Source organism: Methylicorpusculum sp., from assembly GCF_030651835.1.
In the GTDB taxonomy this organism is placed as follows: Bacteria; Pseudomonadota; Gammaproteobacteria; order Methylococcales; family Methylomonadaceae; genus Methylicorpusculum.
On the sequence record NZ_JAUSBX010000017.1, the window covers coordinates 1 to 26,123 of the forward strand.

Genomic DNA, 26,123 nt, shown 5'->3' on the forward strand with positions numbered 1-26,123 from the left:
GTATGGTCTCGATGGTGACATCGGTTTGTTTGGCCAGTTTGCCGATAGTTAAAGGCGTCATTTCATTTAACCAAATGTTGAATGGTGTTTATTGTCGCTCAGTTTTCCCTATCATGAGCAATTTACAAATAACCATGAATATGGTTTTTAATGGTGGATACTAAATGATAATCGGACACATAACGAACACATGAGTGATCGGCTGCTTAGGATCGCTATGTTAATCTACAGATAGGGGGCGTAACAAGACGATCAGACTTCTCTTCAAATCATGAAATTATCCGAAAATGGAATTACAACCTGTTAATGGGTTTCGATGCTATCGCCTTAGATTCTTGATTTCAAAATCGTTTTTCATATAGATCGCGTCACTCAATACCGTCAATCTCGTTGTTTTCATTATGCCCCCAATTTTTTCATAAATACCTTGTTTCACATAACAACTCGAGCGATGCGCCTCCTAACGTCGGCACATCCTATTAAGCCCGAAATTAAGGGAGCGTCATGACATTTTAATGGCAGCTTATTTGCCATTCATACCGAAAAGTGATACTGACCTTTACACACTTCATGATCACTAAAAGATAGAAAATACCGTTTAAATTGTATGAATGTCATACAAACCCGACTGCTATGACTTCAAAATGCACAACGATTTGGCCGGTTCTTTTATTTTAAACCCTTAACGCGACACTTTTAAGTTATTTCCTAACTGACCGTATAGATCAAATCAAGGCTTGTAATTAACGGGTAAATCACCGGTCAACGACTCAAGAAAAGCCACAATAGACTTTACTTCGGAATCACTCAAAATTGTCCCAAGCTGAACTTCGGCCATAATGCGCACCGCCTGTTCAAGTTCTGCTACAGAGCCATCGTGGAAGTAAGGAGCAGTTTTGGCGATATTGCGCAACATGGAGACACGGAATGTATAAAGATCAGCTTCATTTTGGGTCGCGTCAAAACGTCCGGGATCCCGCTTTTCAGATCGAGTCGCTAACCAATAATCTTTGACGACACCAAACTTTTGAATGGAATTGCCTCCCAGCAATGGACCGCTATGGCAGGATGCGCAACCGGTCTTGATAAATAAAGCCAAGCCCTCTTTTTGCTGAACGGTCAGCGACGAATCATCACCGGATAGAAAGTGATCGAACGGCGCGGGGGTCAATAAAGTTGCCTGATAGGCTTGAAGCGCTTTGGCATAGTTTGAAGGAGAAATAGGGACTGACGCTTCGGGAAAAGCAGCCTTGAATGCCGCCTCATAACCCAGTGAGGCAAGAACCGGAACCACTGCATCGGCAGAACTGAATCCCATGGAACCGGTCAGCGATTTTTCGGCCTGATGGGCGCCGGAGGTCCTATCCCCCGTCCAGCGTAAAGTCGGTTGCATCATTGCGTTAAACACTGTCTGCGCATTGCGCGAAGTCAGCTTGCCCTTGGCGTCAGGTGAAAATGTCCGCCGGTCTGCGCCCCAATCTTCGGCTTGATGACAACTGACACAAGCCGTCTTGCCATCTCCGGAAACCCGTGCATCCCAAAATAAGGCTTGCCCCAGCAAAACATCGGGGTTATCGGAGAGCGCCGGCATGATGATGCCGAACAAGGCCTGTGCTTGTTCTTTTAAATCCATGTCGGCATCATCGGCCTGACTTATGTCCGGTGCACCAATTAACGCCGCAACCAGTGCAACAGAAAAAATATTTTTGATCTCAGCAAGCATGATGCATTCTCCGCAGGTTTTAAGATCGAATGAAACATGGTACAGACCGCCCGTTAGCTAGGGCCGACAAAATGCCTTCGCTGCTATTTTTGCTCTATTTGATCAGATAGCTAACGATGGATCACGGGCATTGGGTATTCATCATAAACAATCGGTGCGCCAGCTAACGCCTGTCATGCATCAGTCTGTCGATAACACCCTGTCGAGAGGCTTGTGCCTCAACGCAGTAACAGCAAAGGCTTAGGGCTATGAGTCAACATTTTTACCGTAAAACTTCCCAATAACCAGTCGTGAATTCGGGTATGGCCAAATGCGCCCATCACGGTCATGTCGATGGCTTTTTGCTCTTGATACTCGGATAACGCCAGTTCGGGTTTGCCCACCAGTTTTTTGGCAATGACTTCAATACCGCCTGCCAAGTGCAGTTTGTTGGCGGCGATCTCAAGGAGTTGCCCTTTGCCTTCATCCTTGCTGACGCAGACCAGATGACACGTCAGGCCTTTATACAAAGGACTGTTGGCCACCATGTCCAGAGCTTTTTCGGAAGCCTGGCTGCCGTCGTAAGCCAGCATGATACGTTCCGGCACTTTGAATTCGGCGTTCACCACCAGAATCGGTTTATGCAGCGAGCGGACGATGGACTCCAGCTTGGCGCCGATCTTGTCGGGCTGGTTTTCGTGTACCTTGCCGCGCACGCCGATGACCAGCACCCGCAAGTCGGATTCCAGTTCGATCAAAGATTCAACCAAACTGCCGTGGCGTTGACTGGTGATAGGGTCGAGAATACCGGCCTGCATAACCCGCTCTTTGGCGGCTTGCAGAAATTGCTTACCTTGTTGTAGCCGCAACTTGCTGCGTTGCTGTTCGAGTTGCGTCAATTCATCCATTAAATGGTCACGGCTATCGACACCGATATTGCCGGTCAAATCGGTATGATCAGTAGCTTCGGGGTGATGATCGATGGTATGCAGCAGTTTTAAAGGGGCATCCACTTTTTGCGCAAGCCAGGCGGCATAATCGCAGACGGCATGGGTTAAAGATGAGCCGTCGATGCCGGCCAATACCAGGTTTTTTGTTGTATTCATCAATGGCCTCCCATGACTTGTTCAATTTCTTCGGGGTTGTCGTGTATCGCAAAGCGGTCAACGAGGGTGGTGGTGGCTTCATTCATACCGATCAATTCAACGTCTGCGCCTTCACGGCGTAACTTGATGACGACCTTATCGAGCGCGCTGACCGAGGTAATGTCCCAGAAATGCGCGCGTTTCAAGTCGATGACTACAGTGTCCACCGCTTCCTTGAAATCGAAGCTGGCGACGAATTTGTCCGCCGAGTTGAAAAATATCTGGCCTACGACCTTATAAATTCGTGTACCGGTTGCTTCATCCAATTTGGATTCTACGTACATGAAATGGCTGATCTTGTTAGCGAAGAACAAAGAAGCCAGCAGCACGCCGACGAACACGCCGATCGCCAGGTTATGCGTCCAAACCACTACGACTACGGTGGCTATCATCACCACATTGGTGGAGAGTGGATGCGCTTTGAGGTTCAGTATCGAACGCCAGCTAAACGTACCGATGGAGACCATGATCATCACCGCCACCAGAGCGGCCATCGGAATCATCGAAATCCACTTATCCAAAAACACCACCATAATCAACAAAAATACACCCGCGCAGAGGGTTGATAGACGACCACGGCCGCCCGATTTGATATTAATGATGGATTGGCCAATCATCGCGCAGCCGGCCATACCACCCAGCAAGCCTGCGCCGATGTTGGCTAGACCTTGGCCCTTGCATTCGCGGTTTTTATCGCTGGTCGTATCGGTTAAGTCGTCGACGATGGTGGCCGTCATCATCGATTCCAGCAAGCCCACCACAGCCAACGGCGCCGAGTATGGCAGAATGATTTTCAAGGTGTCGAAATTTAATGGCACCTCAGGCCAGAGGAATATCGGTAACGTATCCGGCAGTTGGCCCATGTCGCCGACCGTGCGAATATCCAGTTGAAAATAAACGGCGATGACGGTCAAGGCAATGATACAAATCAAGGGTGACGGTAAGGATTTACCGATGAGCGGAAGATAAGGAAACAAATAGATGATGGCCAGACCAACAGCGGTCATTGCATAGACGTGCCACGTCACGTTGATCAGCTCCGGCAACTGCGCCATGAAGATCAGGATGGCCAGGGCATTGACAAAGCCAGTTACCACCGAGCGGGACACAAAACTCATCAGACTACCCAGTTTCAGATAGCCGGCAATGATTTGCAAAACACCGGTCAATAATGTCGCAGCCAGCAGGTATTGCAGGCCGTGATCCTTGACTAAGGTCACCATCAGCAAAGCCATCGCACCGGTCGCCGCCGAAATCATGCCGGGCCTACCGCCGAGAAAGGCGGTGATTACGGCAATACAAAACGAGGCGTACAAACCGACTTTGGGATCGACCCCGGCGATGATGGAAAAGGCAATGGCTTCCGGAATCAGGGCTAATGCCACTACGGTTCCGGCCAGCACGTCACCCCGGATGTTGCCTAGCCAGTCCTGTTTTTTCGATAAAAAGAGCATGTGTATCCTTTGAAACAAAAAAGGCTATGCCAGGCATAGCCTAAGTAGGAGCGAGTAAAAAATAGGACGTGATTAATAAATCAAGGCGGACCGGATCGGTTATGCATGTGTGTTTGAGTTAAGTAGTAAAAAATTAAGTAAGCTTTGTTACGTGACTATAGCGTCAGCAGAAACAGGAGCAAACCACCGCCACTCGCGTAAGCGACTGACACCAGTATTTTTTGCCGATGCGGCAAGCATTGCCATGCCTGAGTTTTACGGTTTTTGTAAGCCTGCCAGGCTGCCTGCAGGCGCTGCTGCCACCGCAAAGACAGAGCTGGCCAGCACTTAACCGCATAACTGATTCCAAATATGAACACCAGCACCATGCTATTGAAGATGATGATTTCGCTTTGATGATGAGTGGTGTGGAGCAGGTGCTCCAAGAGCTCTTCGAGCAGGTGTTCGAAGACTTCGATCAGTAAATGCAGCAGTTCGAAAACAATGTGCAAGCCTTCGATCAACCCGTCCAGCAAGGTGTCAAAAAATACGATCAGCAAAAACGTCACAATTAACCGACAAGCGATGCGAGTCAATAATTGGCGGTCAGTTTGTAAGTCGGTATTTGGGGGCTCTTCAGGCATATTCTTAGGTTGAAGCCGCAAATACTGCATAAATTATAAGCATAAGGTATTATATTGCAAATATAGCTATTTTATCAAGCCTATCCTTATTTTCACCGCCTTTTCACGGCCAGTGCCGGCAACACCAGCAAACTGCAGATTATCGTCAAGACAATACCGACCGATAACAGTAAACCCATGCTCGCCGTACCCTGATGGGTATTGAAAGCCAGACTGGTAAAACTGCAGAGGGTGGTCAGGGCGCTAAAAAACACGCCACGCGCCGAACTCGAATGCAACAACTCATCGGCCTGATCCGGCCTATGCCGTAAGCGCTGGACGATGTGTATGCCGCTGTCTACTCCCATGCCCAACAAGAGCGGCAAAACGATGATATTGGCGAAATTGAAGGGGTTGTTTAACCAGACATTGCAGGCGGCTGTTAGCAACGCTGCCAACAACAAGGGCGCCATTACCCATAATGTTGCCTTCAGGCTTGGTCATCAGCAACAGCAATAACACGATCAGGAGCAGCGCGCTGGCAAACGCTTGAATAAAGGCATCGACCACCGCATGACCGGAGGTTACATCGCCAATCGGCAAACCGAATACGGCTGGATGGGTTTCCATGACTTGACTGACAAACTCGCGCAAATGGTCAGGCGCATTCAAGTCTTGCGCCGGTGTCACCAACACCCTAAAACGGCCGTTATCGCTCACCCAGTGCCGGCGCAAGCTGTCGGGTAGATTGTCAAGTTCGATCGGGCTTGCCGCCAGACCATCACGCAAAATCAACAACGTGTGCGGCAACAGCACTAAAATACTGTCTTCCAGATTTTTATAAGCGGTACCCGGTTCACCATCGCTATCGGCTTTGTGGATGAATTCATCGATATGCTTAAGCAAGGTGTCAAGGCGTTCGACAGTCAATCCGGCCGCTGGATGAGTATTGGCTTGCAGCAATGCGGCCTGCAATTTGACCAGGGACGCGCGCACGTCCGATGCCTCGTAAACTGAGGCAAATTGATTCAGTTGCATCGGCATGATCAGGTTGAGATTATCGATAATCTCCAGCTTTTGCTCTTGCTCATCCGGGACCAAATTGCTGAGGGTGATGGCCTGATGCACGCTGGGCAGACGGGTAAATTGGTCCGCCAATTGATTGGCGTGCTCCAGACTGTCGGCGAGGGCGGAAATCGCAAACGGCGATTCGGTTTGGCTTTGCAGTAACTGTTTAAAGGCGATCACTGACGGGGACTTCGGATCGCGCAAATTGATCGATGCCGAGTCAAAGCGTATCCCGGTCAGACTGAAAGCTGCGCTTACCGCCAGTAACAATGACACGATACGGATACTGCGAGCATAGCGGAACGGCAAATCATAAAGCCAGAGTGGCAATGACGCAGGACGCCGGGTTGACATCGGCAGAGGCGACAGGATTTTCAACATGGCGGGCAACAGCGTCAGCGATACGCCGAGGCCAATGAACATGCCGCCCCCGGAGATAATACCCAGTTCCGATACGCCTTTGAAATCAGTGGGTATGAAGGCGAAAAAACCGGCCGAGGTAGTCAACGCACACATCAGCAGTGACGGCCCGACCGAGGTCATGCTGTGTAACAGCGCTGTGTCGGCATCCATGCCTTGGGCACGGCATTCCTGATAATGCAGGCAGAAATGTGTGGCAAAATCCACTCCCAAGCCGATGTAAAGTACCGCAAACGCCACCGAAATCAGATTAAGATGACCAATCGCCACGGCGGCGAAGCCGGCGGTCAAAACCAGTCCGGCGATCAAGGCTAACAACGTGCACAGGAGCAATTACCAGGCGCGCAAGCCCAGCCACAGCGAAATGCAGACCAACACAAACGATGTCAGGCCGGAGACCAGCATGTCGTGATTGACGGTCTCCATCTCTTCATGCTCCAGGGCCACTTCGCCGGTGAGCTCGACCGTCACACCGGGATAAAGCATCGTCAGGTCTTCGGTTAACCTACGCAAATAGGCCATGGACTGACCCGCCGGCATCAATTGTTTGAAATCCAGTTGGGGTTTAATAATCAGCAACCGCCGGGTGCGATTTTGTTCGCTGTCCACACCGGTCAGCAATTGCTGCCAGGATAGAAAATGACTCTGGCCTTGGTTCGCAGCAACTACGGTTTGGTCGATGGCACCGAGCAGGTTATCCAGCGGCATGGCCGAATCAGCTGCTTGATTTTCCAGGGCCAGCGTGAGTATGTCGGTCAAGCCGGCCAAATGATAATGCTGAGACAGATAGCCGATGAACGGTTGTGCATCGGCCAATTTGGCTGACAGCATTTCCAATTGATCGAGGTCCAGATAGAGAAAACCTTGCCGACGGAAGAACGGATCGTTCTCGAGACTGTAAACCGATTCAAAAACTTCCGTTTCGGCTTGCAGGCGCCGCTGGACAAAATCGGCGGCCAGCGCGGTTTGTTCCGGAGTGGGGGATGCAAGAACGGCGATGATGGTGGCAGCATCTTGCGGAAAGGCCTGTTCCAGTTTCAGCCGCACTTGCTGAAACGGCAAGTCCTGATCCAGCAATTGCGCGGTATTGTTGTTGATGCCCAAGTGGCGGCTGGTATAACCGGCACTGACCAGACAGAGGACTACAATCGACAGGAAAATCAGCCAGGGAAAGCGCAATAGTGCGCGGGCAGATCGGGGAAATAAAGAATGGATCATAGGGGTGTATGTGCCGCAACGGCGCTATCGGAGCGGCAATTCAATTCAGGGTTGGACTGCACAAAATGTTGGGGTCTGTGTGTCTCGAACACATGAGAGGACGGCTGAGCGAATTTAATCGGTACTTTGGGCAATGCCGGCTTTGACCCGCTCCAGTAACGAGACCATCATGCCCCTTTCCTCTTCAGTTAAAGCCGCTAGGACTTTAGCCTCCACCGCATCGGCGATCGTCCACAGTTCCTGCATCACCGTGCGCGCCTTATCGGTGACTTCCAGCCGGTAAGCCCGGCGGTCATCTGCGTCCTTATTACGACGCACCAGACCTGATTCTTCGAGTAAATCGATTTGTCTGGCCAGCGTGATGGGTTTAATCTCTAAAATCTCCGCTAGATCGATCTGACGGCAATTTTCGTTTTCGGATAAATGCACCAATGCTCGCCATTGCGAATGGGTAAAGCCAATATGTTCAGCTTCTTTATTAAAGCGTTGACGGATTATGTGGCTGATTTCGTAACTGAGAAAGCCGAATTTGGAATGCATATAAAGTGAAATGGAGATTGAGTGCGATGAAAGCTATAGGTAACAAATATTATAAGCTATGGTTATTATATTTAAAATAAGTTTTTCTGGCCTAAGTACCTGAAGAAAAAATCCCAACTTCTATCTTTGCTTCATCATCCGATAACAGCTTCATACCATTCGGACGCAGTTCTCCATTGGGTGAAACATGCCGATACCATATCTGTCAGGAAACGACTCGCTTTTTAAAGAAATTGCCAACAGTCGTCTCAGGCTAACCAATTGCCACCTTGGCAAGCCGCAGCTTGGTCGATTTTATTTTAATAGGTCGCACGCCTCATCAACTCCGGTATTTTCAACGTGCCGTCTGTCCATTAGAGAATTATAAAATTAAGATAAAGCGCATTCGTCAAAGGCCGGTTCTGTTAAGATAACGACTTTAAATCCGTTTGATTAAACTGCCAGCATGACTGACTCCCTTGACACCAAAGAACAACTCCGCCAACAATTTCATCAAGCCGCACTCGAATACCACAACCTGCCCGTACCCGGTAAAATCAGTGTAACCCCGACCAAACAACTGACCAATCAACATGATTTGTCCCTAGCCTATTCGCCGGGCGTCGCTGTCGCCTGCAATGAAATCGTGGCAGATCCGGCCAATGTTGCCAAATACACGGCGCGCAGCAATCTGGTCGGCGTTATCACCAATGGCAGCGCAGTTCTGGGTTTGGGTAATATCGGCCCGCTCGCTTCCAAGCCGGTCATGGAAGGCAAGGCCGTTCTGTTTAAGAAGTTTGCCGGTATCGATGTCTTTGACATTGAGATTGATGAGCAGGATCCGGATAAACTATGCGACATCATTGCTGCTCTGGAACCCACATTTGGCGGCATTAATCTGGAAGATATCAAAGCCCCGGAATGTTTTGAGATCGAGCGTAACTTGCGGCAACGCATGAAAATTCCGGTCTTTCATGACGACCAGCACGGTACGGCGATCATAGTCGGCGCGGCGTTTTTGAACGGTTTAAAAGTTGTCGGCAAAAAAATGTCTGACTGTAAACTGGTGGTTTCCGGCGCAGGCGCAGCGGCCTTGGCCTGTCTGGATCTAATCGTCGACCTGGGCTTGCCGGTCGCCAATATCTTTGTGACCGATATTTACGGAGTCGTTTATCAGGGCCGTAAGGAATTGATGGACCCCAATAAAATCGTTTATGCCCAAGACACCAGCGCCAGAACGTTGGCTGAAGTCATTGTCGGTGCCGATATTTTTCTAGGACTGTCTGCCGGCGGCGTATTAACACAGGACATGGTAAAAACCATGGCGGCAAAGCCCTTGGTGTTTGCATTAGCCAACCCAACACCGGAAATTACGCCTGAGGAAGTCAAGGCCGTAAGGGATGATGCCGTCATTGCTACCGGCCGCTCGGATTATCCGAATCAGGTCAACAATGTGCTCTGTTTTCCGTATATATTTCGAGGCGCACTGGATTGCGGCGCGACGACCGTAAACCGGGCAATGGAAATCGCGGCGGTCCATGCTATCGCCGAACTGGCAGAAGCTGAACAATCGGACATAGTCGCTGAAACCTACGGCATCAAAAATTTATCATTTGGCCCGGACTATCTTATTCCCATGCCTTTTGATCCGCGCCTGATGGCCAAGATTGCTCCGGCAGTAGCTCAAGCCGCCCAGGACTCAGGGGTTGCAAGTCGGCCTATTGTTGATATGCATGGCTATATCGACCGGTTGCAGCATTTTTCATATCAAAGCGGCACGATAATGCAGCCAATCTTTCAGATCGCAAAAAAGACCCCTGATGCCAAAAAACGCGTGGTATTTGCCGAGGGTGAAGATGAACGTGTTTTGCGTGCAGTGCAAATTATTGTCGATGAAAAAATCGCCGTTCCCATTTTAGTAGGCCGCCCTGCTGTCTTGGAAAACCGGATAGTCCGTTTTGGCTTACGGCTTAAATCCGGAATTGATTATCAGGTTATCAACCCGGAATACGATGAACGCTATCGTGATTTTTGGCAGAGTTACCTGTTGATGACCGAAAGAAAAGGGGTAACCGAACAATACGCAAAACTGGAAATGCGCCGTCGGCACACGCTGATCGGGGCCATGTTGATTCATAAAGGTTATGCCGACAGTATGATCTGCGGAACATTCGGTAATTCCACCTTGCATCTGCATTACATCGATCATGTATGCGGCAAGCGCAAAGGTGTTAATACCTATGGCGCAATGAATTTTCTGATTTTACCGAATAGACAAATTGCGATTGTCGATACGCATGTCAATGAAAATCCAACTGCCGAACAACTGGCAGAGATTACTATTCTGGCCGCCGAACAACTGCGTCACTTCGGCCTTGTCCCGCGCGTCGCCTTACTGTCACATTCAAATTTCGGATCCGGCAACAGTGAATCCGCACAAAAAATGCGCGCCGTATTGGCTATTCTCCAGACCATCGCGCCTGAACTGGAGGTCGACGGCGAAATGCACGGCGATATCGCCCTTGAGCATGGCTTGCTAAAGAAAAGAATGCCGAATACCACGTTAACTGACAGCGCCAATTTATTAGTGATGCCGAATATCGACGCCGCTAATATTTCTTACAATTTATTAAAAAGCGCGGCCGGTAATGGCGTCGCGATCGGTCCGATATTGCTGGGCTGCGCCCGCTCTATCCATGTCTTATCGCAAGCGGCTACCGTGCGAAGAATTGTCAATATGACAGCGTTATCGGTTGTAGACACCGAAAAATAAGGTGCCGGTGAAAAAGGGAGCCTTGGTTGTCAAAAGTAAGGCCTTTTTCAGTTTGGCAATAAGTGAAAAGAGTCGCCCATTTTTAAATTCAAAAGGTCCTGGGCTTTACCTTGGTTGACGGCAATTTCAACCAATCCCGAGGAATTGCAATACCAAAACGGCTGGCCTGTTTCCACTGAGCAGAATGTTGATGCCTGATCGATGCAATGTTCATTGATGACTAACTGACGAACATCCAGATTTGGCTCGTAACGCAGACCTGTCATGGCATTACCGTAGAAATCAAAGTAAATAATCTGATTACAATCGGAAGGCCAGGCACTGAGATCCGGTTGTGGCACCGGTTTGCAATAATCGGCCAGCAAACCGTTCGCCAAGGCACAGGCTACCGGAGCGAAAATATCACGGCCATGAAAACTGTTTGAACACACGTCCGGACGCCAAATGATTTCGTACCATTCAACTGTCTTGGCCTGCACGGCAACGGTATTCAACAGGCCATTATCCGGTCCTACAAAATACTGTCCGTCCGCACAAAGCACAACGGGTCGCCTTGAACCGCCCACGCCGGGGTCAACGACTGTTAAAAAAATGGTATCTTCGGGAAAACTGCCGCGTAATGTAGCTAACAGGTAGCTGGCGGCGATAGGATTGGCAGAAGGTGCATCACTGACTAAATGTATAACGGGAATGTGTGGAGCAAACTGCCGGAGAACGCTCTCCATTTGACCAAGGTAGGGACCTGCCGGGCCGAAATCAGTGAACAGAGCAAAACAAAAGCTCATGGATCATTGAGCGAGAACGGATAACCCCGTCGAAAAATCAATCACTTCACAGTGTTCCAGCGAGCCTTGTTTGAGGCCTTCAAAATCAAATAACTGCCTGTCCGCCAATTGCGAAGGCGCTACGTTTTGCAAACTGGTAAAAATGGTTTCCAGGCGGCCTGGAAACTGTTTATCCCAGGTTTTGAGCATCATCTTCATCGCTTGTCTTTGCAGATTTTCCTGAGACCCGCACAGATTGCAGGGAATAATCGGATAATCTCTGAATGCGGAATAACGTTGAATGTCCTTTTCACGGCAATAGGCCATGGGGCGTATGACGATATTTTTTTTATCATCGCTTAATAATTTAGGCGGCATGGCTTTTAATTTGCCGCCGTAAAAGATATTCAGAAAAAACGTCTCCAAAATATCATCACGGTGATGACCCAGAGCAATTTTGGTTATCCCATGTTCTTCTGCAAAACCGTACAACGTGCCTCTGCGCAGCCTGGAACAAAGCCCGCAGGTGGTTTTTCCTTCCGGAATAACGCGCTTGACAACACTGTAAGTGTCTTTTTCAATCACATGAAAAGGCACGCCGATGCTTGTTAAATACTCAGGCAAGACATGCTCTGGAAATCCGGGCTGTTTCTGATCCAGATTCACGGCAATCAATTCAAATTTTACCGGGGCGGTCCTTTGCAAATTCATCAGGATGTCCAGCATCGTAAAGGAATCCTTGCCACCGGACAGGCACACCATGACTTTATCGCCATCCTCAATCATGGTGTAATCGGCAATCGCATCGCCCACCGCATGACGAAGACGTTTTTGCAGTTTATTGAATTGGGTGCGGGATTTCTGGTTCAGATCGAACATAATCAGCGAAAAAAGACTCTTGGGTGTGGAGTGATGACAACCGGACGGAATAAAAACGGTCCGGTTGATCAATGGATTGGTCTAACTGGTGTAGCGCTGAAAAATAAGCGTTGCATTAGTGCCGCCAAAGCCAAAGCTGTTCGACATGATGGTGTTCAGCGTTATATTGTCTTTATATTCACTGACGATAGGAATACCCTCCGCCAGTGGGTCAAGTTGAGTAATATTTGCAGAAGCGCTGATAAAGTTTTGCTCCATCATCAACAAGGAATAAATCGCTTCATTCACACCGGCGGCGCCCAGGGCATGACCTGTCAATGACTTGGTAGAACTTACAAAAGGCACTTCTTCCCGGCCGAATACGGCTCTTAACGCTTCAAGTTCTCGGGTATCGCCAACCGGAGTGCTGGTGCCATGCGCATTGATATAATCAATCTTGCCGTTTACCGTTGCCATAGCCTGCTGCATGCAGCGTACCGCACCCTCCCCTGAGGGTTGAACCATATCGTAACCGTCAGAGGTTGCGCCATAACCCACGAGCTCTGCGTAAATTTTGGCACCGCGCGCTTTTGCATGTTCCAACTCTTCGATTACAAGCACGCCGCCACCGCCTGAAATAACAAAACCGTCACGGGTTGCATCGTAGGGACGTGAAGCCGTCTCCGGGGTATCGTTATACTTGGAAGACAGTGCGCCCATGGCATCGAACAATAATGACATGGTCCAATGGACTTCTTCGCCGCCACCGGCAAAGACGACATCTTGCTTGCCCATCTGGATCAGTTCCATCGCATGGCCTATACAATGTGCGCTGGTCGCACAGGCCGAGCTGATCGAATAATTGACGCCTTTGATTTTAAACGGAGTAGCCAGACAAGCAGTATTGGTGCTGGACATGGTTCTCGGCACCATGTAAGGACCCACTTTTTTAATGCCTTTTTCACGCAAAATATCGGCTGCTTCAACCAAGTTGGATGTCGAAGGACCGCCGGAGCCCATAACCAGACCGGTACGGAAATTAGACACGACGGACTCTTCCAAGCCCGAATCATCTATCGCCTGCTGCATGGCCACGTAGTTGAACGCCGCGCCATCGCCCATGAATCTTTTGACTTTACGGTCGATGAAATCATCCAGATTGATATTAATTGCACCACGAACATGGCTTCTGAAGCCTAATTGCTCGTAATCTTCAGCAAATGTAATACCTGACTGACCTTGTCTAAGGGAATCGACAACTTCATTGCGATTGTTCCCTATGCTGGAAACAATACCTAAACCGGTCACTACAACTCTTTTCATTTTTGCCAGCCTCTAAAAATCTTCAGTTGAAGTAAACAAACCGACGCGTAAATCGGTTGCTTCATAGATCATTTTGCCATCCACTTCCATTGTGGCATCAGCAATACCCATGACCAGTTTGCGCATGATCAGCCTTTTTAGATCGATTTTATAAACAACTTTTTTTGCAGTCGGTAGCACCTGGCCGGTAAATTTGACTTCCCCTACTCCTAGCGCACGGCCTTTACCAGGACCGCCCATCCAGCACAGATAAAAGCCAACCAACTGCCACATGGCATCTAAACCCAAGCACCCCGGCATAACAGGATCGCCTTGAAAGTGGCATGCAAAAAACCACAAATCGGGATTAATATCGAGTTCAGCAACGATTTGACCTTTACCGTATTTACCGCCTTCATCGGTAATAAGCGTAATACGATCCATCATCAGCATGTTGGGTAATGGTAATTGCGCATTTTTAGGTCCGTACAACTCACCTCTTCCGGACTTTAATAATTCTTCACGCGTAAAACTATGCTGTCTCTCCATTATTTCCGTACCTGCCGATATGATTTTCATTTAAAACTTATTATTATCCATGACTGACTAAAAAAAAACAGCTCAATTTTTACTTCATTAACACATCCTGCATAAATTGACTGGCTTTGAGTTCGTCACGATTCAATTTCAATTGATAAATAATCGCATAGCCTAATACCGCCGATATGTATTCTCTGGTTTCCTTATAAGAGAGCGTTTCCATCCAGATATCTGCAGGCATCGCTCCGCTGGTGGACAGCCAGGAATCGACCTTGGAAGGCCCGGCATTATAAGCAGCCACAGCCAGCATAAAATGACCGTTAAATCGATCAAGCATCTGCCTGAAATAATGAGAACCAAACTTGATATTGATTTCAGGCCTCAACAAGTCGTCGACTGATCCCCAAGGTGAGTTGAGTGCCGATGCCATTTGTTTTCCTGTCCCCGGCATAAGCTGCATGAGTCCTCTGGCACCTGCCGGCGACAGGGCATCAGGATCAAAGATACTTTCTCTGCGGATCAGACCCAGAATGAGTGACGGCTCCAGTTGGTTAGTTACAGCGGCTTGATTAACATCATCCATAAAGTCCAGCGGAAAACGAAGATTCAGATCATCCCAATATTCAGCTCTGGCGATCGTCGTGACCGCATTGTGATGCCATCCCCATTGCTGGGCTGTTTTAGCGGCCAACAGGATTTGCTGTTTGTCCAGCTTACTCAATAGATATTGCCAGTATTGACCTGCCTCGCTGCGCTGATTTACAGCTCTTAATTCGCTGACGATAAGTAAGTCGGGTTTTGTTTGAAAAGCCGTTAGTACGGCAGGATCGATTAAAAGCGGACGGTCTTTTAATTCCGGTTTTAAACCTATTTTTTCAGCAGCCAAAAACCCAAACAGACTTCGATCTTGAGCCAACGCTTGATAGACCCCGCGACTGCTATCGATTTGCCCCAAAGCCTTTAATGTTCTAGCGCGCCAATACTGCCACCGCGGCAGTTTAATTTGTTGCGCATCAAGACTGTCCAGGGCATTCAGCACATGCTGCCAATTGCGCTCAATTAATGCGGCACGCACTTTCCATTCCCTGATAGATGAATCGGGGGTGATGACACGACTGAGCCGGGAGAAAGAGGCAGGATTTTTTTTGAAAGCCAAAGCCAATCCCAGCCGTCCTTCAACATAATCTTTACTCTCAGGATTCAAGGCAAAACGTGAGCTTGTTGAATCCCACACCTCGATGGCCTTGTCCACATCGCTATCTGCCAGGCGCACGATACCCTGCGCAAAAATCTTTTCCATACCGGAAATACCGGCATTCCAGTTATTTGCCCCGGCAACACTGGACGGGTCGTTATGGACCTTGAGCCACATGGAGGCAATGGCCTGATCAGGTTCAGCCATCAAAGCCATTAACTGGCTCGCCAGAGTGGTTCTGTTTTTTTTGATCGATAATTCGAACCGCTCCCACAGACTCTCTTTTGAAAAATAGCCAGAGTGAATCAATCCTTCAAATAAGCTCTCGCAGGCCTGCGGCGTTGTATCCGAGGTGACCCACAGCTTTTTTGCTTCCTGCAATGCTGATTCTTTATAACCAGTATTCAGTCTTGCCCAGTGATAATGACAGACCAAGGCCCGGTTTGATGTGGGTTTATAGATTTTTATATACTCGGGCCATCGGGTTTGTCCGGCCAAGTAAAATAGATAATCCCTTCTTAATAACGCACTATAAAGCGTATCGGAATAATCCATCAAAAACCGCTCAATCGCCTGATCCTGGGTTAAATTTTGCTTGAGCCATTGATAGCGTAAAAACGGATATAACGGATAGTTTTTTAACGCCTCCACTTCATCGGGCCAGGGAGCTTGAGGCTGAGCGCTTAAATTTTTGGACACGCTCAAAAAAGCTGAGCGCTGCTCATCCAACGGTACCGAAGCAGCGGCAAAAGGGATCATGAAAAACCAGAATACCAAAACAAATCGTGTCATAAGGACTTATTACTTTTAAGATTGGGTTTATAAAAAAGGGCCGCATCGCTATAATCGGCTTTTTAAGACAGGTTAAAGCCGCGGTGCAATCAAAAGCCTCCCACCTTCCCAAAGCGTTTACTTACACGTGGGACTATCTTTTTGGTGTTGCGTTACAACACAAAAAAGAACTGATTATCGCCCATATCATAGCGATTCTGGCAACGATTGCCAGCGTTCCGGTTCCCTTGCTGATGCCGTTGCTGGTTGATGAGGTATTGCTCAAAAAACCCGGCATTACCGTTCGCACCATTGATTACTGGGTACCCGCCGACTGGCAGACACCGGTTGTCTATATTTCAGTCGTCTTGTTTGCCAGTTTATTGCTTCGCGTTATATCGATTGCGTTCAATATCGTGCAGGCCAGGCAATTCACGCTGATATCCAAGGATATCGTTTATCGTATCCGGCATCGATTGATCAACCATTTGCAAACGATTTCCATGGCGGAATACGAAAGCCTGGGCTCAGGTTCGGTAGTCACGCACCTGGTTACCGATCTTGATACCATCGACAACTTTATCGGCTCAACGATTAGCCGGCTTTTGGTCGCCATTCTAACCATAATGGGCACGGCTGTTATTTTGCTGTGGATGCACTGGCAACTCGGCTTGTTTATTTTATTGCTGAATCCTCTGGTGATTTACTTCACCCGAACCGTTGGCAGCCGGGTAAAGGATTTAAAAAACAGGGAAAACTCAGCGTATGAAATTTTCCAGCAAGCGCTAACAGAAACGCTGGAAGCGATTCACCAAATCAGAGCGAGCAACCGGGAACGGCATTATTGTCATTTATTGGTCGATGCCGCAAGAACCGTCAAAGAGCAATCCGGCGCGTTTGCCTGGAAAAGCGATGCCGCATCCCGATTGAGTTTTCTTGTCTTCTTGTTTGGGTTTGATGTCTTTAGAGCGACGGCCATGCTGATGGTTTTCTATTCTGACCTGAGCATAGGCGAGATGCTGGCGGTATTTGGCTACTTGTGGTTTATGATGGCGCCTGTTCAAGAAGTGCTGGGTATCCAGTATGCCTATTTTGCCGCCAAAGCCGCGCTGGCGCGAATCAACCGATTGACAAAATTACAACAGGAACCGCAATACCCGCACCTTAACAATCCTTTTAAAAACAAGAAAAGTGTTTCCATCCGTGTTGAAAACCTTCATTTCAGTTACACCGACGAGCCTATTCTAAATAATATCAACCTCACCATCAAAGCCGGAGAAAAAGTTGCCTTGGTAGGTGCAAGCGGCGGCGGCAAATCGACATTGGTGCAAACATTGATAGGTCTTTACAGTCCCAGTGCCGGTACCATTTACTATGACAACATTCCTATTGAACGGATCGGCCTGGAAGTAGTCAGAGAACATGTTGTCACTGTTTTGCAGCACCCCATTCTTTTTAACGATACCATTCGGGCCAATCTGACCATGGGTAAACAGGAAGATGATTCTGTTCTCTGGCAAGCCTTAGATATAGCTCAGATGAAAGAGATAGTTAGTGATCTTCCTTTGGGCCTGGATACTGTTATTGGACGCCACGGAATGAGGCTTTCAGGCGGGCAACGACAACGAATGGCAATTGCCAGAATGGTTACCGCAGATCCTAAAGTCGTTATTCTGGATGAAGCCACGTCGGCGCTGGACTCGGCAACTGAGTATCAGGTTCATCATGCGTTGAATGATTTTTTAAAAAATCGTACGACGATTATCATAGCCCACCGCTTAAGCGCGGTTAAGCAGGCCGATCATGTTTATGTGTTTGAAGAAGGCACCATATGTGAACAGGGACGGCATGACATCCTTATTCAACAAAAAGGCCTTTATGCAAAACTTTATGGCGAGTACCAGTAATCATGACTGAGATATACGATCTTCACTGCCATTCAACCGCCTCGGATGGCGCGTTATCACCCCAGGACTTGGTCAGCCGCGCCAAACAATACGGAGTTACTCACCTGGCGTTAACTGATCATGATACGGTAGCCGGCGTTGCAGAGGCTCAAATTGCTGCTGAAATGGAGGGTATCAATCTCATTACCGGCATCGAGTTTTCAACGACATGGCAGTCGCATTGCCTGCATATCGTCGGCTTGAACCTGGACCCCTCCCATTCTCTGATAGCCGAAGGATCTCATGCAATACAAACGATTCGTGATGAACGTGCTAAAAAGATTTCCATCAAGCTTGAAAAAAAGCGAATTCCAGGCGCATTCGAGGCAGTGAAACAAGCTGCGGGAGAAGGCATGATAACCCGCACTCATTTTGCAGAATTTCTGCTTTCACAAGGTTATGTGAGCACCTTGCAAGGAGCCTTTGATCATTATCTTGGCGAAGGCAAAGCCGGTTATGTTTCTACACAATGGCCTGGCTTGGAAAAAGTCGTTCACTGGATTACCGCATCAGGTGGAATTGCCGTGCTGGCACACCCTATGCGCTATAAATTAACCGGCTCATGGATGAGGCGTCTTCTGATGGATTTTAAGGAAATGGGCGGATTATCATTGGAGGTGGTTTCAGGAAGAAATAACCCGGATGAAATCAATACTTTAGCACGGTATGCCAAACAATTTGAATTGGCAGGCTCGGCAGGCTCTGATTTTCATAATCCCAAGAATATCTGGGTGGAATTGGGCCGTTTAAACCCTATGCCCGACTTTGTTACACCGGTCTGGCATTTATTCGAAACGAACGCTTTGACTTCATAATGAAAAACCGGATTAGCGGTTCAAACAAGAAACCGATCTAACCCGGTTGTTTAATTGATAGCTTCAAGCGTTAATCAAGATACAAGCGACATAATTGCAATACCCGCCAAAATAAACCCAACTGCAAAGTAGACAACAAATTTATCGTCATCGATATCAGGTTTCATAAAGCCTCCGAAGAAGTGTAAACGAATGCGTTATTCACGCGTTTCGATTTAACCATGCATGACCGTTTTATGTAAAGGGTAACGCAGTCAGAGGCATCCTCAAACTGCGTTTTAGCCTGAATTTTTGGCCGTTATTGGCTAAAAGGGCTTTCCAGAACGATGGTTTCATCCCTGTCAGGTCCGGTCGAAATAATGGCCACTTTTACACCCACTAATTCTTCTATTTTTTTGATATAAGCTTTTGCGTTCTCAGGCAGATCGTCATATTTCGTAACACCCGCAGTAGGTTCGCTCCAACCCGGCAACTCCTCGATCACAGCTTCGCAGACTTCATATTGATCAGCCCCTAAAGGCGCAATTACAGTCACTTGTCCGTTTAACCGGTAAGCCGTGCAAATCCCGATTTTTTCAAGACCATCCAGGACATCCAGCTTGGTCAAGCATATTCCACTTAAACTGTTCATGGCGGCAGATTTGCGCATGGAAACCGCATCGAACCAGCCTGTTCGCCTTTTTCTGCCAGTTGTCGCGCCAAATTCATGACCTTTTTGACCGATGTATTCGCCGATATCATTTAGCAATTCAGTCGGAAACGGGCCATTTCCGACACGTGTTGAATAGGCTTTAGTAATACCCAGCACATAATCCAGACTTAAAGGACCCACACCGGTTCCGGTGGCAGCACCTCCCGCCGTTGTGTTGGATGATGTCACATAAGGATAGGTTCCATGATCGATGTCGAGCAGTGCACCCTGAGCCCCTTCAAATAAAAGATGCTTGCCTTGCGCCTGATACACCGACAAAATTTCGCCCACGTCGGCTAACATCGGCTTGACCTGCTCGCCATACTGCAAGGCCTCGTCCAGCATGAATTGAACGTCAACCGGCTCAGCATGATAATAGTTTTTCAGCATAAAGTTATGCAGATCAGCAAGTTCGTGCAGCTTTTCAGAAAAGCTTTTCACATCGCGCAAATCACCTGCACGCAGCCCTCGTCTGGCAGCTTTATCTTCATACGCAGGGCCAATGCCTCTTCCAGTTGTACCAATGGCTTTGCTGCCTCTCGCTTTTTCTCTTGCCTGATCAATGGCAACATGAATAGGTAAAATCAAAGCACAGGCTTCACTGATCAATAGACGGTCCCGTACCTTGATACCGGCTTTCTCAAGTATCTCGATTTCTTCCAGCAAAGCCTGCTGACTTAATACGACACCGTTGCCTATCAAACATTGAACGGTCTCACGTAAAATACCCGAAGGTATCAAATGCAGGACTGTCTTTTTACCCTGAATTACCAGTGTATGTCCGGCATTATGTCCGCCCTGAAAACGCACCACCGCATCTGCCTGCTCGGTCAGTAAATCAACCAGCTTACCTTTGCCTTCATCACCCCATTGAGTGCCAATTACAACTACATTTTTTCCCATTTTCATTCCAAATTTAAGCCAACGCTTTAACAATCCAGTCTTTATTATTTTTTTCAAGCACCGCCGTGCAACCCATAGCAAGATAATCGCCGGATTGGCCCGGCAATTCCTGAACCACACATCTACCCGCTGCACGCAAATTTCTGACCGCTTCAGATAAAGTCGAATCATTAACTGCGGGTGCAAAAATCAATTCCGCTAGTTCTTTATTTTCGGACGGATTTAATTCTGACAGTACTTTTAAATCCGCACTAAATCCGGTCGCAGGTCTGGCCCTGCCAAAAACAGCCCCAATGTTGTCATAACGCCCCCCCCGGGCAATTTCACGGCCAACCGACGAAACAAAAGCCGCAAAAACAATACCGGTATGATAATGATAACCACGCAATTCCGCCAAATCGAAACTGATAGGCAACGAGGGAAACTCAACCGCCAAACGATCGGCTAGCAAGGTGAGCTCCTGCAATGATTTGTTTACCGTTTCATCGGCTTTGGACAAGACATCCCTGGCCCTTATCAAAGTTTCCCTGCCACCGTTCAATTCCGGTAAAACCAGCAAAAATTGTTTCAATTGCTCATCGATAACAAGCTCCTGAACGAATACTTGCAATTCTGACTTGGCTTTACGCTGCAATATGTCAAACAATGAAGTTTCCTGCATTTTGGAAAGCTCGGCTTGCCGACATAAAGCCCGGTATATTCCGACATGCCCAAGATCAATATGGACGTGCTGAATTCCTGAAATGGCGAGCATTTCCAGCATCAGCTGAATAATTTCCAGATCACTTTCCAGCCCGTTATGGCCATATAGTTCTGCTCCGATTTGCATCGGACTTCTGGATTTTTCTAGCGCATCCCCCACGGTATGGAGAACAGTGCCGGTATAGCAAAGGCGGGTTGGCCAGGCATGTTTGAGGTTATGCGCATCAATTCTAGCTACTTGAGGCGTCATGTCGGCGCGTATACCCAGCATTTCACCGCTTAACTGATCGGTCAGCTTGAAGGTCTGCAGATCAAGATCATGGCCGGAACCGGTCAAAAGTGAATCCAGGAAATCTATGAACGGGGTAATAACCAATTGATAGCCCCAACGTTTGAATACGCTGAGAATATCGCTTCTAAGATTCTCCAGACGCTTGGCATCTTCAGGTAATACTTCCTCTATACCTTCAGGTAAAAGCCAGGATTTTTTTTGTTGCATGGTTTTTTATGGGTCCACTCAAACAAAACGCCCCGTCAAAAAACGGAGCGTTTATTTTTATTGAAACAATCTCAGCGTTTATAGCGTCGATGTCAGCGATTTACTTTTGTGATTTGAAATACCTGAAAAAATCGGACTCAGGGTCTATCACCAGCATTTGATCCGGTTTATTAAATGTTTGACGGTAAGCATTCAAACTTCTGTAAAACGAATAAAACTCAGGATCTTCTGTGTATGCCTTGGCGTAAATTTCTGCTGAACGCGCATCACCTTCACCGCGTAACTTTTCAGCTTCTTTGTAGGCATTAGCCAAAGTAACGACCCGTTGCCTGTCTGCATCAGCACGAATACGCTCAGCCGCTTCCGAACCTTGAGAGCGGAACTCACGGGCAACACGCTCACGCTCCGCTTCCATTCTCAGATAAACCGAACTGCTGACCTCGCTAGGCAAATCAATCCGTTTAACCTGAACATCAATGATTTCCAAGCCCAAATTTGCCGCTACTTCCCTTGATTTTGATATCAAAATATCGCGGATGATTTTCCGGTCAGTCGAAACGAGCTGCTTGATCTCACGTTTACTAAATTCGCTTCTGAAGGCATCTTTGATGATTTGATCAAGGCGAAGATTCGCCTGATTTATATCACCGGCAACAACCGTGTAAAACGTTTTTACGTCTCCGATGCGCCATTTGACGAAAGAGTCAACGATCACGTTTTTCTTTTCAGCCGTTAAAAAACGCTCCGGCTTGCTGTCCATCGTCTGAATCCGACTATCAAACTTTTTGACGTTGTTGACAATAGGCAATTTAAAGTAAAGACCCGGCTCGTAATCGTCTTTAACTATTTCACCCAATTGAAACTTGATTGCTTTTTCGGTTTCCGAGACAGTAAAGATACACATTATGCCTAAAAATAAAACCGCTGCTATTCCTATTAAAATTTTATTTTGCATCATTGACGACCTCTTACGTCACGGCCACGCACTGCGCCTCGCTGAATATTCTCGACTGGTTGCGGCTGACTTAAGCTAGGCTGAGGCAAATTGATAGTCTCAACGTTAGGCACCGATTGTTTTGCCAGTTTATCAATAGGCAGATAAAGTAAATTATTACCCCCTTTGACATCGATCATTACCGTATTGGTTTTGCTCAGAACGCTCTCAATGGTCTCGATATAAAGTCTTCTGCGAGTAATATCAGGTGCTTTTTTGTATTCCACCAGCAGGTTGGTAAAACGGGTCGCTTCACCTTCTGCCTGAGCAATCACTTGTTCTTTGTAACCTTCAGCTTCCTGAGATTTTCTGGCTGCAGCACCACGTGCTTTTGGCACGACATCGTTTGAATAAGCTTGAGCTTCGTTGATCAAACGCTGCTGATCTTCTCGGGCCTTGATCGCATCTTCAAATGCGCCTTGTACCGGTTCAGGAGGCTGAGCGTCTTGCAAGTTGACACTGGTAATCTGAATTCCTGACTGATAGGCATCCATGACTTCCTGTATTTCTTTTCCGATTTGAGCAACAATTTCGCTTCGGCCTTCAGTCAAAACGAAGTCCATATTGCTGGAACCAATAACACCTCTTTCAGCTGATTCGGTAACTTGTTTCAGTGTTTCAGAAGGGTTGGCAACATTAAAAAGAAACTGTTTGGCATCCTTAACCTGATACTGAACAGCCAATCTGACATCGACAATGTTTTCATCTTTGGTCAGCATCAATGCTTCTCTGGGCACAGAACCCAAAGTCTGTTGAGCACCGCCGCTTCTATAACCCACCTCAATAAAGCGTTGTTGCTTGACATTGACAATTTGTACTTGTTCAATCGGCGCAGGTATATGCCAGTTTAAACCGGCTTGTGTCGTGTCAGTGAATTTACCAAAACGAGTGACGACACCGTGATTACCTTCATCAACAATATAGAAGCCGCTTAGACCCCAAAGAACAGCTGCGCCGGCCGCCAGATAGCCCATGCTCTTCATTGAAGATCCGGGCTCCTTGTTTCCGCCACCGCCACCGCCAAAAATACCGCCTAATTTTTCTTGTAATGAACGAATTGCCTCATCCAGATCAGGAGGCCCTTTTTCATTTCCGCGCCCACTCCAAGGGTCTTTTTTATCGCCGCCGCCAGGTTCATTCCAGGACATACTTATGCTCCATTGGGATTTTAGTAATTAAAATGATTTTTACTCATTAACGCGAGGGGTTTGATAGACCAATCCGTATAACTTACAAAAATTAATGCTTAGACAACAAACTAAAATTTTTGAAAGTTAAAGAATTTCTCAACTCGTCATATTTTCTTAAATTAAGATTATCCCTATCATTGGTTTCAAGTTACTGACTTGAACAGCAATATGAAACTCTTAACAACTTTATTATCTTATCACGATAGCTCAACAATTAAAGTCATTGCCAATTATCTTAGAAAAAAACTTACATTCAAACTAGGTTATTAATTAATAATCCAGTTTCTCAGTATTCAAGTAAATGATTACTTCTCCGGGTCTTTACTAAAAAGGTATTAGAAATCTTCCATAACAACATCTTTTAATAGACCCAGTTTTTTTTGATCAATTTCCATCCAGATATCCCAACCGCCATCATCCTGACATTGCTCATTAATGATTTTGGCAAAATCAAACAACTTGGCACGAATACCCGCCTGATCAGGCCTTAACCGGCAATGCCTTCTGATTTTAGAGGGTGTAAAGGATTCGGCCAAAACCTCTTGCAATAAATTCAAGCCCTCTCCTGTCTCTGCAGACAGCCAGATTCTGACCGCGTTACCCATATCGTCCCTATCAACATGAGGACTTACATCAGGAAGAAGATCTATTTTATTAAATATCTGCAACTGTCTTATCTGATGAGCTTCAATATCGCTTAACACCTGATTGACTTGAAAAATCGTATCATCCCTGTCTTCTGCATTGGCATCAATGACATGTAACAATAGATCGGCTTCACTGGCTTCTTGTAGCGTAGACCGGAAGGCAGCAACCAGTTCATGAGGCAAATGCCGGATAAATCCTACGGTGTCCGCCAAAACAATTTCGGTATTATTCGGGAGCAAACAATTGCGTAAAGTGGGATCCAGCGTCGCAAACAACTGATCGGCCGCATAAGCATTCGCACCTGTTAAGGCATTAAACAAGGTAGATTTACCGGCATTGGTATAACCCACTAGCGAAACAGAAGCAATCTCGGCTTTTTTTCGTTTTAGGCGTCCTTGGTGACGCTGCTTTTTAACTTTCTCAAGGCGAGCCTGAATTTGTTTGATCCGTACACCCAACAACCTTCTATCGGTTTCCAACTGGGTCTCACCCGGCCCTCTCAGACCAATTCCGCCTTTTTGTCTTTCAAGATGAGTCCAGCCACGAACCAATCGCGTCGACAAATGCCGCAATTGCGCCAGCTCAACTTGCAATTTCCCCTCAAAAGTCTGCGCCCGCTGAGCAAAAATATCCAGGATAAGCCCATTTCTGTCTACCACCCTGACATTGAGCGCTTTTTCAACATTGCGCTCCTGGCTAGGCGTCAGCGAGTGATTGAACAACACCAATTCAGCAGAATGTTCTTCAACAGCCTGCCTGATTTCTTCAAGCTTGCCGGTGCCGACAAAATATTTCGAATCGGGACTTCGCCGGCTGCCTACCACAACGCATACAGGCTCAGCACCAGCTGATTTAGCTAGTTCCCGCAGTTCCGATAAGTCTTCTTGATTGGCTTGTAGTGTTAGGTGAACGAGTACGGCTCGCTCACCCGATTGAGGACGCTCAAACAATTAAGCGCTCCGAGAAGTTTGGTAATAGTTTAATCTTCAATGATTTCGTTTTCGCGGCTAAGTTTGACAGGTTTGCCCGGTACAATCGTTGATATAGCATGCTTATAGACCATCTGACTGACAGTATTCTTAAGCATAATCACATACTGATCAAATGAATCAACACGCCCTTGCAGTTTAATACCATTAACTAAAAAAATGGAAACGGGAGTGTGTTCTTTTCTGAGAGTATTTAAAAAATTATCCTGTAAATTTTGCCCTTTCGACATCCAATTTCTCCTTATTATTACTATTGAGTTCAGTATAGGATCAATTATGCACTGTACCAACACTTGGCGTTAAGTCTAACCTAATTTAACAGGTTTTTTAACTTGAATTTTCCTTATTTTAAATTACCAAGACAGTGCAAATGAAAACCTGTCTTGAGTTATGACCATTCGTTCCTGGTAATCGC

At 47.2% G+C, this 26,123-nt stretch carries 22 protein-coding genes; 3 read left to right on the forward strand and 19 right to left on the reverse strand.

What is annotated here, in order from left to right; all coding sequences use genetic code 11:
- Positions 1 to 730: 730 nt before the first annotated feature.
- The 8 genes from Q7V32_RS02120 to Q7V32_RS02155 form a co-directional block, all read right to left on the reverse strand.
- A complete protein-coding gene (locus Q7V32_RS02120; protein ID WP_304895341.1) occupies positions 731 to 1,723 on the reverse strand; it encodes a cytochrome-c peroxidase in 993 nt (330 codons plus the stop codon).
- 218 nt (positions 1,724 to 1,941) lie between these two features.
- Positions 1,942 to 2,808: a universal stress protein gene (locus Q7V32_RS02125; protein WP_304895342.1), complete on the reverse strand. Its 867-nt coding sequence runs from the start codon at positions 2,806 to 2,808 to the stop codon at positions 1,942 to 1,944.
- Positions 2,808 to 4,301, reverse strand: a complete 1,494-nt coding sequence (locus Q7V32_RS02130) for a SulP family inorganic anion transporter (protein WP_304895343.1) — start codon at positions 4,299 to 4,301, stop codon at positions 2,808 to 2,810. Before Q7V32_RS02130 ends, Q7V32_RS02125 begins: the two co-directional genes overlap by 1 nt.
- A 155-nt stretch (positions 4,302 to 4,456) precedes the next feature.
- Positions 4,457 to 4,924, reverse strand: coding sequence for a hypothetical protein (locus Q7V32_RS02135; RefSeq protein ID WP_304895344.1), 468 nt, complete (start codon positions 4,922 to 4,924; stop codon positions 4,457 to 4,459).
- A 92-nt stretch (positions 4,925 to 5,016) separates the two neighbouring features.
- Positions 5,017 to 5,271: an MMPL family transporter gene (locus Q7V32_RS02140; RefSeq protein ID WP_304895345.1), complete on the reverse strand. Its 255-nt coding sequence runs from the start codon at positions 5,269 to 5,271 to the stop codon at positions 5,017 to 5,019.
- Entirely contained in the window at positions 5,225 to 6,709 is a 1,485-nt protein-coding gene (locus Q7V32_RS02145; RefSeq protein ID WP_304895346.1) for an MMPL family transporter, read from the reverse strand. Before Q7V32_RS02145 ends, Q7V32_RS02140 begins: the two co-directional genes overlap by 47 nt.
- Positions 6,710 to 6,724: 15 nt before the next feature.
- Entirely contained in the window at positions 6,725 to 7,609 is an 885-nt protein-coding gene (locus tag Q7V32_RS02150; RefSeq protein WP_304895347.1) for a hypothetical protein, read from the reverse strand.
- A gap of 114 nt (positions 7,610 to 7,723) precedes the next feature.
- The gene (locus Q7V32_RS02155; RefSeq protein WP_304895348.1) at positions 7,724 to 8,149 is read right to left on the reverse strand and encodes a MarR family winged helix-turn-helix transcriptional regulator; all 426 of its coding nucleotides are present in this window, start codon (positions 8,147 to 8,149) and stop codon (positions 7,724 to 7,726) included.
- Positions 8,150 to 8,594: 445 nt separating this feature from the next.
- Between Q7V32_RS02155 and Q7V32_RS02160 the strand changes: the two genes are divergently transcribed.
- Complete coding sequence (locus Q7V32_RS02160; RefSeq protein ID WP_304895349.1) at positions 8,595 to 10,901, forward strand: NADP-dependent malic enzyme; 2,307 nt, start codon at positions 8,595 to 8,597, stop codon at positions 10,899 to 10,901.
- A 47-nt stretch (positions 10,902 to 10,948) separates the two neighbouring features.
- On the opposite strand, the gene Q7V32_RS02165 is transcribed toward Q7V32_RS02160, so the two are convergent.
- From Q7V32_RS02165 to Q7V32_RS02185, 5 genes are all read right to left on the reverse strand, one after another.
- Positions 10,949 to 11,686, reverse strand: coding sequence for an S-adenosyl-l-methionine hydroxide adenosyltransferase family protein (locus Q7V32_RS02165; protein WP_304895350.1), 738 nt, complete (start codon positions 11,684 to 11,686; stop codon positions 10,949 to 10,951).
- A gap of 3 nt (positions 11,687 to 11,689) precedes the next feature.
- A complete protein-coding gene (ttcA, locus tag Q7V32_RS02170; protein ID WP_304895351.1) occupies positions 11,690 to 12,544 on the reverse strand; it encodes a tRNA 2-thiocytidine(32) synthetase TtcA in 855 nt (284 codons plus the stop codon).
- 81 nt (positions 12,545 to 12,625) lie between these two features.
- A complete protein-coding gene (gene fabB, locus Q7V32_RS02175; RefSeq protein WP_304895352.1) occupies positions 12,626 to 13,846 on the reverse strand; it encodes a beta-ketoacyl-ACP synthase I in 1,221 nt (406 codons plus the stop codon).
- A 12-nt stretch (positions 13,847 to 13,858) separates the two neighbouring features.
- On the reverse strand, positions 13,859 to 14,374 hold the full coding sequence (gene fabA / locus Q7V32_RS02180; RefSeq protein ID WP_370691403.1) for a 3-hydroxyacyl-[acyl-carrier-protein] dehydratase FabA: 516 nt from the start codon (positions 14,372 to 14,374) through the stop codon (positions 13,859 to 13,861).
- 79 nt (positions 14,375 to 14,453) lie between these two features.
- The gene (locus tag Q7V32_RS02185; protein WP_304895353.1) at positions 14,454 to 16,352 is read right to left on the reverse strand and encodes a lytic transglycosylase domain-containing protein; all 1,899 of its coding nucleotides are present in this window, start codon (positions 16,350 to 16,352) and stop codon (positions 14,454 to 14,456) included.
- An 83-nt stretch (positions 16,353 to 16,435) separates the two neighbouring features.
- On the opposite strand from Q7V32_RS02185, the gene Q7V32_RS02190 reads away from it, so the two are divergent.
- A complete protein-coding gene (locus Q7V32_RS02190) occupies positions 16,436 to 18,238 on the forward strand; it encodes an ABC transporter ATP-binding protein (protein ID WP_304895354.1) in 1,803 nt (600 codons plus the stop codon).
- 2 nt (positions 18,239 to 18,240) lie between these two features.
- Positions 18,241 to 19,092, forward strand: a complete 852-nt coding sequence (locus tag Q7V32_RS02195; RefSeq protein ID WP_304895355.1) for a PHP domain-containing protein — start codon at positions 18,241 to 18,243, stop codon at positions 19,090 to 19,092.
- Positions 19,093 to 19,390: 298 nt separating this feature from the next.
- Here Q7V32_RS02195 and Q7V32_RS02200 read toward each other — a convergent pair whose 3' ends face one another.
- From Q7V32_RS02200 to hfq, 6 genes are all read right to left on the reverse strand, one after another.
- Positions 19,391 to 20,686 carry an adenylosuccinate synthase gene (locus Q7V32_RS02200; RefSeq protein WP_370690744.1) on the reverse strand — a complete coding sequence of 432 codons (1,296 nt, stop codon included), beginning with the start codon at positions 20,684 to 20,686 and terminating at the stop codon, positions 19,391 to 19,393.
- Positions 20,687 to 20,699: 13 nt separating this feature from the next.
- Positions 20,700 to 21,887, reverse strand: a complete 1,188-nt coding sequence (locus tag Q7V32_RS02205) for an ATP phosphoribosyltransferase regulatory subunit (RefSeq protein ID WP_304895357.1) — start codon at positions 21,885 to 21,887, stop codon at positions 20,700 to 20,702.
- Positions 21,888 to 21,987: 100 nt separating this feature from the next.
- On the reverse strand, positions 21,988 to 22,845 hold the full coding sequence (gene hflC / locus Q7V32_RS02210; RefSeq protein ID WP_304895358.1) for a protease modulator HflC: 858 nt from the start codon (positions 22,843 to 22,845) through the stop codon (positions 21,988 to 21,990).
- On the reverse strand, positions 22,842 to 24,029 hold the full coding sequence (gene hflK / locus Q7V32_RS02215; protein WP_304895359.1) for an FtsH protease activity modulator HflK: 1,188 nt from the start codon (positions 24,027 to 24,029) through the stop codon (positions 22,842 to 22,844). The genes hflC and hflK overlap by 4 nt, the downstream gene beginning before the upstream one ends.
- 377 nt (positions 24,030 to 24,406) lie before the next feature.
- A complete protein-coding gene (hflX, locus tag Q7V32_RS02220; RefSeq protein WP_304895360.1) occupies positions 24,407 to 25,669 on the reverse strand; it encodes a ribosome rescue GTPase HflX in 1,263 nt (420 codons plus the stop codon).
- A gap of 29 nt (positions 25,670 to 25,698) precedes the next feature.
- A complete protein-coding gene (hfq, locus tag Q7V32_RS02225; RefSeq protein WP_159655735.1) occupies positions 25,699 to 25,938 on the reverse strand; it encodes an RNA chaperone Hfq in 240 nt (79 codons plus the stop codon).
- Positions 25,939 to 26,123: the final 185 nt, after the last annotated feature.